The following is a 13159-nucleotide window of genomic DNA, read 5'->3' on the forward strand; positions in this document are numbered from 1 at the left end:
GTGAACCCCTCACCGGATCAGGGCCTCGCGATCGCGATCGTCGGCTTGGCCTGCCGGCTGCCCGGAGCGCCCGACCCCGGCGCGCTGTGGCGGCTGCTGGCCGGCGGGGACAGCGCGATCAGCGACCCGCCGCCCGGCCGGTACCCCGACGACGCGCAGGGGCCGCGCCCCGGCGGGTACCTCGACCGGGTCGACGGCTTCGACGCCGGATTCTTCGGCATCTCGCCGCGCGAGGCCAGGGCCATGGATCCGCAGCAGCGACTCGCGCTGGAGCTCAGCTGGGAAGCGCTCGAGGACGCCGGGATCGCGGCCGACGCCCTGCGCGACAGCGCCACCGGTGTGTTCATCGGTGCCATCGCCGACGACTACGCGGTGCTCGGGCGCCGGGCCGGTCTCGACGGCATCGGCCACCACACCGTGACCGGCCTGCACCGCAGCATCCTGGCCAACCGCGTCTCCTACTTCCTCGGGCTGCGCGGCCCGAGCCTCACCGTCGACACCGGACAGTCGTCGTCGCTCGTCGCGGTGCACCTGGCCGGCGGTAGCCTGCGCTCCGGCGAGGCCGACCTGGCGTTGGTCGGCGGCGTGCAGCTCAACCTGGTGCTCGACAGCGCGGTCGCGACCGAGCGGTTCGGCGCGCTCTCGCCGGACGGGCGCTGCTTCACGTTCGACGCGCGCGCGAACGGTTACGTGCGCGGCGAGGGCGGCGCGATGGTCGTCCTCAAACCCCTGGCGAAGGCGCTCGCCGACGGTGACCACGTGTACGGCGTCATCGACGGCAGCGCGGTCAACAACGATGGTGCCGGTGACGCGCTCACGGTGCCGAGCCCGCGCGGTCAGGAAGCGGTGATCCGGGCCGCCTGCCGCACCGCCGGCGTCGACCCGGCGAGCGTGCACTACGTCGAGCTGCACGGCACCGGCACCCGGGCCGGCGACCCGGTCGAGGCCGCCGCGCTCGGCGCCGCCTACGGGGCCGGCCGCACGGGCGAGCCGCTGTGGGTGGGGTCGGCCAAGACGAACGTCGGCCACCTCGAGGGCGCGGCCGGCATCGTCGGCCTGGTGAAGGCCGCGCTCGCGATCGAGCACCGGATGATCCCGCCGAGCCTCAACTACGCCTCGCCGAACCCGGAGATCCGGTTCGATGACTGGCGGCTGCGGGTGGTGCGTGAGCCGATGCAGTGGCCGGCCGGGCACCCGCGGGCCGGGGTCTCGTCGTTCGGCATGGGCGGCACGAACTGCCACGTCCTGCTCTCCGCGGCCCCGGAGGCCGCGCCGTCCGAGGCCGCGCCGTCCGAGGCCGCGCCGTCCGAGGGCGTGGTGCCCGAGGGCGTGGTGCCCGGGGTTGTGGCGTCCGGGGCCGTGCCGTCCGGGGCCGTGCCCTCCGAGGCCGCGGTCGCCGGGGCCGTGGCGCCGGTCGTGGCGTCGGGCGGCGGCGGGCGGATGCCGTGGGTTCTTTCGGCGGCCGGTCCGGAGGCGCTGCGGGCGCAGGCGGCCCAGCTGGGTGGGCAGGTGCCCCCGGACGACGATGGGCGGGCGGACGTCGGGTTCTCGCTCGCCACGACCCGGGCCCGTCTGCCGCACCGCGCGGTCGTCCTCGGGCGCGACCACGACCGGCTGCTCGCCGGCCTCGCGGCGCTCGCCGACGGCCGCGCCAGCGCCGACGTCGTCACCGGCACCGCGGCGCCGCGCTCCGGGCCGGTCTTCGTTTTCCCCGGTCAGGGCTCCCAGTGGGCCGGTATGGGCCGCGATCTGCTGCGCACCGCACCCGCGTTCGCCGACGCGATGGCCGCCTGCGACGCGGCGCTCGCGCCGTACGTCGACTGGTCGCTGCTCGACGTCGTCGAGGGTGACGGCCCGCTGCTGGAGCGCGCCGACGTGCTGCAGCCGGTGCTGTGGGCGGTGATGGTCTCGCTGGCCGAGCTGTGGCGCTCGCTGGGCATCACCCCGTCCGCCGTCATCGGGCACAGCCAGGGTGAGCTCGCCGCCGCGTGCGTCGCGGGCGCGCTCTCGCTCGAGGACGGCGCGCGGATCGTCGCGCTGCGCGGCAAGCTCATCGCCGGGTCGCTGTCCGGCGACGGTGGCATGGTGTCGCTCGCCGCCCCGGTCGCCGAGGTCCGTGAGCTGATCGCCCGCTGGGATGGGCGGCTGCACGTCGGTGCGGTCAACGGGCCGCGCTCGACGGTGGTTACCGGCCCGCTCGACGCCCTGGACGAGCTGATCGCCGAGGTGGGGGCGGTAATCCGGCACGGCCGGGTCGGCATCGACTACGCGTCGCACTCGCCGATCGCCGAACGCATCGAGGCGCCGTTGCGCGAGGCGCTCGCCCCGGTGCGGCCGCGTGACACCGGCGTGACGTTCTACTCCACTGTCACCGGGGAGCCCGCCGAGGGCCACACGCTCGACGGCGGCTACTGGTACCGCAACCTGCGTCACCGGGTCGAGTTCCACGCCGGGGTGCGTGCCGCGCTCGATGACGGTGCCGACACGTTTGTCGAGGTCTCGCCGAATCCGGTGCTGCTCGAGCAGGTCGAGCTCGCCGCCGCGGCGCTGGATCGGCCGGTGGCGGTCGTCGGCACCGTGCGGCGTGGTGCGGCCGACTTCGACCGGGTGGTCGCGTCGCTGGCCGAGCTGCACGTGCGTGGCTTCCCCGTCGACTGGACGCCGTTCTTCCCCGGCGCCACCCGCACCGCCCTGCCGACCTACCCGTTCCACCGCGAGCGCTACTGGCTAGACGAAGCCCCCGCCTCCGCGAGCGGTCCCACTCCGACCGCGCCCGCCCCGGACCCGGCCGCGACGACCCCGGCCGCCCCGGACCCGGCCGCGACCGCTCCGGCTGCCTCCAGCCCGGCCGCGACCGCTTCGGCCGCGCCCGACCGGGCCGCGACCACCCTGGCCGCGCCCACTCCGACCGCGGCCGATCTGCTCGCGCTGGTGCGCACCGACTGCGCGGTGGTGCTCGGTACCGACGACCCCGGCCGGGTCGACATCGCGAAGTCGTTCAAGGCGCTCGGCTTCGACTCCTCGATGATGGTCGAACTGAGCCGCCGCGTCACCGCGTCCACCGGCACTACGCTGTCCACGACAGACCTCTACGACCACCCCAGCCCGGCCGCCCTCGCCGCCCACCTCACCGCCCCGGCAGAGGTAGCCGCCACCGCCGCCCCGGCGGTGACCGACACCCCCCGGGCCGCGGACACCGACGACCCGGTCGTCATCGTGGGGCTCGGCTGCCGCTACCCCGGCGGCCTCGACGACCCGGACAAATTGTGGCAGCTGCTCACCGACGGCCGCGACGTCATCGGACCGGTGCCGGCCGATCGCGGCTGGCCCCACGACTGGCCCGGCGGCTTCCTCACCGGCGCCGGTGACTTCGACGCAACCTTCTTCGGCATCTCCCCGCGCGAGGCACTCGCGATGGATCCCCAGCAGCGGCTGCTACTCGAGACCGCATGGGAGACGCTCGAACACGCCGGCATCGACCCGGCCACCCTGCGCGGCACCGACACCGGCGTCTTCATCGGCGCGATGGCGCAGAACTACGGCACCGACGACGGCGACGACAGCGAGGGCTACCTGCTCACCGGCCGGTCGCCCAGCGTCATCTCCGGCCGCGTCGCCTACACGCTCGGGCTCGAAGGCCCCGCCGTCACCGTCGACACCGCCTGCTCGTCGTCGCTCGTCGCGCTGCACATGGCCACGCAGGCGCTGCTCTCCGGGGAGTGTTCGCTCGCCCTCGTCGGCGGCGTGACCGTGATGGCCGACTCCGGCGTCTTCAGAGACCTGGCCCGGCAGGGCGGGCTCGCCCCCGACGGCCGCTGCAAGTCCTACGACGACGCCGCCGACGGCACGGTCTGGGCCGAGGGCGTCGGCCTGCTGCTCGTCGAGCGCCAGTCCGACGCCCGTCGCCACGGCCACGAGATCCTCGCGGTGGTCCGCGGCACGGCGGTCAACTCCGACGGCGCGTCCAACGGCCTCACCGCGCCCAGCGGCCGCTCCCAGCAGCGGGTGATCCGCCGTGCGCTGGCCGGGGCCGGGCTGGCCCCGGGTGACGTGGACGCGGTGGAGGGCCACGGCACCGGTACCGCGCTCGGTGACCCGATCGAGGCGCAGGCGCTGCTCGCCACGTACGGCCGGGACCGGGGCACGCCGCTGCTGCTGGGCTCGATCAAGCCGAACATCGGCCACACCCAGGCCGCGGCCGGTGTCGCCGGGATCATCAAGATGGTCCTGGCGATGCGCCACGGCGTGCTGCCCGCGACGCTGCACGTCGACACCCCGTCGTCGCACGTCGACTGGTCGGCCGGTGCGGTCCGGCTGCTCACCGCCCCGGAGCCCTGGCCCGCGGTGGACCGCCCGTGGCGGGCCGGTGTGTCGTCGTTCGGCATCAGCGGCACGAACGCCCACGTGATCCTCGAACAGGCACCCGCGGTGACGGCCGCGACGCCCGGCGACGACGACGCCGTGCCGGTGCTGCCGTGGGTGCTGTCCGCGCGGTCGCCGAAGGCCCTGGCCGCGCAAGCACTGCGGCTCGCGGCCCTCGACGCCGGGTCCGCGGCGGACGTCGCCTGGTCACTGGCTACGACCAGGGCACGCTTGCCCTACCGCGCCGTGGTTCTCGGCGACGACACCGCGACGCTGCGGGCCGGGCTGGCGGCGCTGGCCGCCGGAACGCCCGCCGCCGGCGTGGTGACCGGTGCCGCAACCGCCGAGCAGAGCGGCCCGGTGCTGGTGTTCGGCGGCCAGGACGCCGGCTGGATCGGCATGGGCCGGGAACTGCTGTCGGCGTCGCCGGTGTTCGCGGCACGCCTGGCGGAGTGCGCCCAGGCGCTGGGCCGCCCGGTCGCCGACGAGCTCACCGACGACGACGCACTGGGCCGCGTCGAGGTCATGCAGCCGGCGCTGTGGGCCGTGATGGTGTCGCTCGCCGCCGTGTGGGAGTCCGTCGGCGTCCGGCCGGTCGCCGTGATCGGGCACTCGCAGGGTGAGGTGGCCGCCGCGTGCGTGGCCGGCATGCTCTCACTGGCCGACGGCGCCCGCGTCGTGACGGCGCGGGCCGAGCTGATCGCGGCCCGCCTGGCCGGGCACGGTGCGATGATGACCGCGCTCACCTCGCCGGAGCGCGTACCCGAGCTGATCGGCGACCTGGGCGACCGGGTATCGATCGCCGCCGAGAACGGCCCGCGCACGGTCACGGTCAGCGGTGACGCCGACGCGGTCACCGCGCTGGAGCGACGGCTGTCGGCCGCGGGGATCATGCGCTGGCGGCTGGCCGGTGTGGGTTTCGCCGCCCACTCACCGCAGGTGGAGGCGCTCGAAACCGACCTGCTCGACCTGCTGGCCGGGCTGGCACCCACTACGGGCACCGTTCCGTTGTTCTCCACCGTGGACGAGCGCTGGGTCGACGGCACCGAGCTCGACGCCGGCTACTGGTACCGCAACCTGCGCCGGCCGGTCCGGTTCGCGTCCGCCGTGCGTGCCCTGCTCGACGCCGGGCACCGGAGCTTCGTCGAGGTCTCGCCGCACCCCGTCCTCGGCGTCGGGCTCAACGACACCGCCGAGGAGGCCGGCACCGCGGTTGCCGTCGTCGGTTCGACGCGCCGCGACGACGGCGGCCTCGACCGGTTGCTGACGTCATTCGCCGAGGCGTGCGTGGCCGGCGTCGACCTCGACTGGCGACCCGTCCTCGCGCCGGCCCGCCCGCGCCGCGTCGCCCTGCCCACCTACGCGTTCCAGCGCCAGCGGTTCTGGCCGGAGCCGGTTGTCTCCGAAGCCGCTCACACCGAACCGGGGCGCTACCGGGAGGAGTGGGTCGCGGTACCGCCCACCGCGCCGGTGGGCACGGGCGAACTCCTCGTGGTGGTCCCCGACGACGCCCCGGAGTGGACCACTACGGTCCGCGACGCGCTCGGTGGCACCGCCGTGACCCCGGACGGCGTCACCACCGGTCCGTACCGCGCTGTCGTTTCCCTGCTCGGGCTCGGCGGCACGCTCACGCTGCTGCAGACGCTCGGCCGCGCCGGAGTTGACGCCCCGCTCTGGGCCGTCACCTGCGGAGCGGTCACCACCGGCCCGGCCGACCCGGTCACCGACCCCGGCCAGGCGACGGTCTGGGGCCTCGGACGGGTCGCCGCGCTGGAACACCCCACCCGCTGGGGCGGTCTCGTCGACCTCCCCGAACACCTCACCGACACCGTCCTCGACGCGCTGCGCTCCACCGTCGGCGGCCCCGAGGACCAGCTCGCGATCCGCGGGTCCGGCAGGTACGCCCGTCGGCTCGTCCACGACACCCCGGACCCGCAGCGGCCGGTGTGGTCACTGCCGGAAGAGCCCGGCACGGTCCTGATCACCGGCGGCACCGGTGGCCTCGGCCGCGAGCTGGCCCGCTGGGCAGCCGCGCAGGGCGCCGCGCACGTACTGCTCGTCAGCCGTCGCGGCCCCGCCGCCCCCGGCGTCGACGCGCTCGCCGAGGAATTGGCCGGAACCCGTCTCACCGTGGTGGCCGCCGACGTGTCGGACCGCGCCGCGCTCGCCGGGGTGCTGGCCGCGGTGCCTGTCGACGCTCCGCTGCGAATGGTCGTCCACGCCGCCGCGGTCCTCGACGACGCGCTCCTCGACGACCTGACCCCGGACCGCCTGGAACAGGTGCTGCGGGTCAAGGCCGGGGGGGCGTGGCACCTGCACGAGCTCACCGCCGGGCTGCCGCTCGACGCGTTCGTGCTGTTCGCCTCCACCGGAGGGGTGTTCGGCCTGCCCGGCCAGGGCAACTATGCGCCCGGCAACGTCTACCTCGAAGCGTTGGCGTCCTACCGCCGTGGCCTCGGGCTGCCCGCGCAGGCGATCGCGTGGGGCCCGTGGGCCGGGCCCGGGATGGGCGAGTCCGCGGGTGAGGCCGCGCGGCGCCACGGGTTCGCGCTCCTGCCGCCCCGGCAGGCGACCGCCGCCCTGTCCGGCGTGCTCGGCTCGGCCGACCCGTCGGTCGTCGTCGCGGACGTGCGCTGGGACCGGTTCGCCGTGGCCTACACCGCGCTGCGGCCGAGCCCGCTGCTCGCCGGGCTCCCCGAGGTCGCCGCGCTCGCGCCCGCCGTCGAGGGCGTCGCGCGCGACTGGACCGGGCTCGACGAGCCCCACCGGCGTCGCGCCGCCGAGGACCTGGTCCGCGCGCAGACCGCGGCTGTCCTCCGGTACGCCACAGTGGATGACGTGAGCGCCGGCACGGCGTTCCGCGACCTCGGCGCCGACTCGGTCAGCGCCGTCGACCTGCGCAACCGGCTCGCCGCCGCCACCGGGCTGCGGTTGCCGACAACCGTTGCGTTCGACCACCCGACCCCGGAGCGGCTCGCGGAGTTCCTGCTCGGTGAGCTGTTCGGCGTCACCGCGGCCCAGCCGGACGTCGTCCCGGCTGCTCCGCTCGCCGACGACCCGGTCGTCATCGTGGGCATGGCCTGCCGGTATCCCGGCGCGGCGGACGACCCCGACCAGCTCTGGCAGCTCCTGGTCGACGGCACCGACACGATCGGGCCGCTGCCCACCGGCCGCTGGGACACCACCCATCCGATCCAGGGTGGCTTCCTCACCGACGTCGGGCACTTCGACGCCGGGTTCTTCGGCATCTCACCGCGCGAGGCCACCGCGATGGACCCGCAGCAGCGGCTGCTGCTGGAGACCACGTGGGAGGCGTTCGAGCACGCCGGGATCGACCCGACCGGCCTGCGTGGGAGCGCGACCGGCACGTTCGTCGGCACGAACGGCCAGGACTACGGCGCCGTTCTCGACGACGCCCGCGTCACCGTCGGCGGGCACGCCGACACCGGTCTGGCCGCGAGCGTGCTGTCCGGGCGGGTGCCGTACGTGTTCGGCCTCGAAGGCCCGGCCGTGACCGTCGATACCGCGTGTTCGTCGTCGCTCGTCGCGCTGCACCTGGCCGCGCAGGCCCTGCGTAACGGCGAGTGCACGCTGGCGCTGGCCGGCGGCGTGACAGTGATGAACACCGACGGGGTCTTCGCCGAGTTCATCCGCCAGGGCGGGTTCGCCGGCGACGGCCGCTGCAAGTCGTTCGCCGACGGCGCCGACGGTGCCGGGTTCTCCGAAGGCGTCGGCGTCCTCGTGCTGGAGCGCCTCTCCGACGCCCGGCGCGCCGGGCACCGGGTGCTCGCCGTGGTCCGCGGCTCCGCCGTCAACCAGGACGGCGCCTCGAACGGCCTCACCGCACCGAGTGGACCGTCCCAGCAGCGCCTCATCCGGCAGGCCCTCGCCGCCGCCGGGCTGTCCGCCGCCGACGTCGACGTCGTGGAGGGCCACGGCACCGGCACCGCGCTCGGCGACCCGATCGAAGCGCAGGCGCTGCTCGCGACGTACGGCCAGGACCGGCCCGCCGACCGGCCGCTGCTGCTCGGCTCGATCAAGTCCAACCTCGGCCACAGCCAGGCCGCCGCCGGTGTGGCCGGGGTGATCAAGGCGGTCCAGGCACTGCGGCACGGCCTCGTCCCGCCGACGCTGCACGCCGACCGCCGCACGTCCCAGGTGGACTGGAGTTCCGGCGCGGTCGAGCTGGTGACCGGCACCACCCCGTGGCCGGAGACCGGCCGCCCGCGCCGGGCAGCGGTCTCCGCGTTCGGCATCAGCGGCACGAACGCCCACGTCATCCTCGAACAGCCGCCGACGGCGGCCGGTGGGTCCGACGTCGTCGGGCCGGTGGTAGTGCCGTTCGTTGTTTCGGCGCGTTCACCGGAAGCGCTCGACGCGCAGATGGTCCGGCTGCGTGACTGGATCGCCCGGCGTCCCGGCACGCGCCCGGCCGACGTCGCGTTCTCGCTCGCCGACCGGGCCCGGTTCGCCCACCGCGCCGTCCTGGTGGGCGACGCGCAGGTCCGCGGCGTCGCCCGGCCCGGTCTCGACGTCGGTGTGGTGTTCACCGGCCAGGGGTCGCAGCGGCTCGGGATGGGCCGGGAGTTGTACGAGCGTTTCCCGGTGTTCGCCGAGGCCTTGGACGGAGTGCTGGCGGGGTTCTCCGGCGAAGTCCGGGCCGTGATGTGGGGCGACGACCCGGCGCTGCTGGCACGAACCGGCTTCGCCCAGCCCGCGTTGTTCGCGGTCGAGGTGGCGCTGTGGCGGCTGGTCGAGTCGTTCGGGGTGCGCGCCGCCGTGGTGGGCGGGCACTCGATCGGTGAGATCGCGGCCGCCCACGCCGCCGGGGTGCTGTCGCTGGCCGACGCGTGTGCGCTGGTGACGGCCCGCGCGGACCTGATGCAGGCGCTCCCCGTCGGCGGCGCGATGGTAGCGGTCCGGGTGCGCGCCGAGGTGGTGGCGCCGCTGCTGACCGCCGGGGTGTCGATCGCCGCGGTGAACACGCCGGATTCGGTGGTGCTCTCCGGTGAGCGGGACGCCGTCGAGCGGCTGGTCGCGCAGTTGGAGTGCAAGAGCACGTGGCTGACCGTGTCGCACGCGTTCCACTCGCCGCTGATGGATCCGATGCTCGAGCCGTTCACCGCCGCGGTCGCGGACCTGCCCGTGCGGGCACCGCGGATCCCGCTGGTGTCGGGTGTCACCGGTACGTACGTGCCGGGCGAGCCGGAGCCCGGTTACTGGGCGGCGCAGGTGCGGGAGCCGGTCCGCTTCGCGGACGTGGTCACCACCATGCGCGACGCCGGTGTCGGCGCGATCCTGGAGATCGGCCCCGACGGTGTGCTGACCGCGCTCGCGGTGGAGTGTCTCGGCGACGGCGCGGACGTTCCCGCGCCGGTCGCGACGCTGCGCAAGGACCGCGGTGAGGAGCTCGGCCTGTACCTGGGGCTGGCCGGGCTGGACGTGCGCGGCGCCGACGTCGACTGGACCCCGGCGCTCGCCGGCGCCCGGCCCGAGCGCGTCGACCTGCCCACCTACGCATTCCAGCGCGAACGGCACTGGCCGGAGCCCGCGCCGCGGCCCGTCGGCGGTGATGGGGAGTCCGTCGACGCCGCGGACCTGGCCGAGCGGCTGGGCGTTGAGCCGGCGTCGGTCTCGGCCGCGCTGGAATCCTGGCGCCACGACCGGCGGGACCGGTCGACGATCGACGGCTGGCGGCTGCGCGAGGTGTGGCGGCCGCTCCCGGACGCCCCGGCGGCGGTGCCCGCCGGGATGCTGCTCGTGGTGGTGCCGCCCGGGGTCGCCGCCGACCCGTGGACGGAGTCCGTCGTGGCCGCGGCCGGCCCCGGCGCGGTCCGCTGGGACGCCGGTGAGCCGGACCGGGCTGCCTGGGCCGCCCGGCTCGCCGACTGGGCCCCCGGCATCACGGGCGTGGTCTCACTGCTGGCCCTGACCGACGGGCTGTTCGAGGGCGCGGCCGCGACCACAATTCTCGTGCAGGCGCTCGGCGACGCCGGGATCAGCGCTCCGGTGTGGGCGCTCACCCGCGGATCCGTCGCGGCGACCGGCACCGACCCGGTCACCGAAGTGTCCCAGGCCGCGGTCTGGGGCCTCGGCCGGTCGATCGCGCTCGAACGCCCGGACGCCTGGGCCGGTCTGGTCGATCTCCCGGACGATCTGGACGCGGCCACGGCCCGTCGGCTCTCGGCGATCCTCGCCGGGACCGTCGCCGAGGACGAGCTGGCGCTCCGCCCGGGCGGCACGCACGCGCGCCGCCTGACCCCCGACCGCTCCGACCCGCGACCCTGGACCCCGACCGGAACGGTGCTGGTCACCGGCGGCACCGGTGGGCTCGGCGGCCAGGTCGCCGAGTGGCTCGCCGAACACGGCGCCGACCACGTCGTGCTGCTCTCCCGCCGTGGCTCAGCCGCTCCCGGCGCAGCCGAGCTCACGGCCCGGATCGAGGCGCTCGGCACCCGCGTCACGGTGGCCGCCGCCGACGCGGCCGACCCGGCTGCGGTCGCGGCGGTGCTCGCCGCGATCCCGGCGGAGACCCCGCTCACCGCGGTCGTCCACGCCGCCGGTGTCCTCGACGAGGCCGACCTCACCGACGTCACCCCGGACCGCTTCCCCGCGGTGTTCCGCGCGAAGGCCGAATCGGCGCTGGTGCTCGACGCGCTCACCGCCGACCTCGACCTGACCGCGTTCGTGCTGTTCTCGTCCGCGTCGGCAGCGATCGGCAACCCCGGCCTGTCCACCTACGCCGCCGCCAACGCGGTCCTCGACGCGCTGGCCCAGCGCCGGCACGCCGCCGGCCGGGCCGCCACCGCGATCGCCTGGGGTGAGTGGGCCGGTGCCGGCATGGCCGAGCAGTCCCGGGGCCGCGACGGGCTGGACCGCGCCGGCGCCACCGCGATGGACCCGCGGCTCGCGCTGACCGCGTTCGGGCTCTCCGCCACCGCCGGGCCCTACGCGGTCGTCGCCGACCTGCGTCGCCGCCCGCTGCTCGCCGCGATGCTCGGCGTGCGTCCGTCTCCGCTGCTGCGGGAGCTGCCGGAGGCCGCCGAGATACTCGCCGCTCTCAGCCCGGCCGTGTCCGGGCTCGCCGACCGGTTGTCCACGCTCGACCCGGCCCGGCACCTCGACGTGCTGACCGACCTCGTGCGTACCGAGGCCGCCACCGTGCTCGGGCACCCGGACCCCGGTCGCGTCGACGTCACCGCCGCGTTCCGTGACCTCGGCTTCGACTCGCTGACCGCCGTCGAGCTGCGCAACCGCCTGGTCGAGGTGACCGGGCTGCGGCTGTCCACGACCCTCGTCTTCGACCACCCGAGCCCGGTGATCCTCGCCGGGCGTCTGCTCGACGAGTTGGTCACCGCTCCGGCGCCCGGACCGGCCCCGGTGCGCCCCGCGCCGGTCGTCGACGAGCCGGTCGCGATCGTCGGCATGGCCTGCCGGTACCCGGGCGGCGTCGAGAGCCCGGAGCAGCTCTGGCAGTTGCTCGTGGATGACGGCGACGCGATCACCCCGTTCCCGGCCGACCGGGAGTGGGACCTCACGGCGCTGCGGACCGCCAGCACGACCGGGCACGGCGGTTTCCTCGCCGGAGCGGGCGAGTTCGACGCCGGGTTCTTCGGCATCTCGCCCCGCGAGGCCCTGGCGATGGACCCGCAGCAGCGGCTGCTGCTGGAGACGTCCTGGGAAGCGCTGGAAGACGCCGGGATCGACCCCACCGGCCTGCGCGGAAGCCCCACCGGCGTGTTCATCGGCACGAACGGCCAGGACTACGGCTCGCTCGTCCGCCAGGCCGCCGAAGACCTCGAAGGACACGCCGTCACCGGGCTCGCCGCGAGCGTCATCTCCGGCCGCGTCTCGTACACGCTAGGCCTCGAAGGCCCGTCGGTGAGCGTCGACACCGCCTGCTCCTCGTCGCTGGTCGCGATGCACTGGGCCGCGCAGGCCCTCCGGGGCGGCGAGTGCGATCTCGCCGTCACCGGTGGCGTCACCGTGATGGCGACACCGGGCAGCTTCACCGGTTTCAGCAGGCAGGGTGGCCTCGCCCCGGACGGGCGCTGCAAAGCGTTCGCCGAGGGCGCCGACGGCACCGGCTGGTCCGAGGGCATCGGCGTGGTCGTGCTGGAACGGCTGTCCGACGCCCGCCGCAACGGCCATCCGGTGCTCGCGGTCCTCCGCGGCTCGGCCGTCAACCAGGACGGCGCTTCGAACGGGCTCACGGCCCCGAACGGGCCCTCGCAGCAGCGGGTCATCCGCCAGGCACTGGCCGCCGCCGGGCTCGGCGCGGCCGACGTGGACGCCGTCGAGGCGCACGGCACCGGCACGACGCTCGGTGACCCGATCGAAGCGCAGGCGCTGCTCGCCACCTACGGACAGGACCGCCCGGAGCCGCTGCTGCTCGGCTCGGTGAAGTCGAACCTCGGCCACACCCAGGCCGCGGCCGGGGTCGCCGGGGTGATCAAGATGGTGCTCGCGATGCGGCACGGTGTGCTCCCGCGGACGCTGCACGTCGACAGCCCGTCGTCGCACGTGGACTGGGACTCCGGCGCCGTACGCCTGCTGACGTCGGCCACCGACTGGCCGTCGGTGGACCGGCCGTGGCGTGCTGGCGTGTCGTCGTTCGGCATCAGTGGCACGAACGCGCACGTGATCCTCGAGCAGGGCCCGCCGGAGTCGGACGAGGGGCGTCCGGCGGACGCGGTCGTGCCGTGGGTGCTCTCCGCCCGGTCCGCGGAAGGGCTGGCCGGCCAGGCCGCGCGCCTGTCGGCGGCGCTCGACGAGAACCTGTCCACCATGGACGTCG

General features: G+C 75.5%; 1 protein-coding gene (cut by a window edge). It reads left to right on the top strand.

Annotated features, from left to right (window positions below; genetic code table 11):
* Positions 1 to 13159, top strand: the 5' end (the start) of a protein-coding gene (locus CRYAR_RS50180; RefSeq protein WP_035851737.1) for a type I polyketide synthase. Its footprint extends 30368 nt past the window's final position; the window shows 13159 of its 43527 coding nt (coding positions 1-13159); it begins with the start codon at positions 1 to 3; its stop codon lies beyond the right edge, outside the window.

Source organism: Cryptosporangium arvum DSM 44712, from assembly GCF_000585375.1.
Classification (GTDB): Bacteria; Actinomycetota; Actinomycetes; order Mycobacteriales; family Cryptosporangiaceae; genus Cryptosporangium; species Cryptosporangium arvum.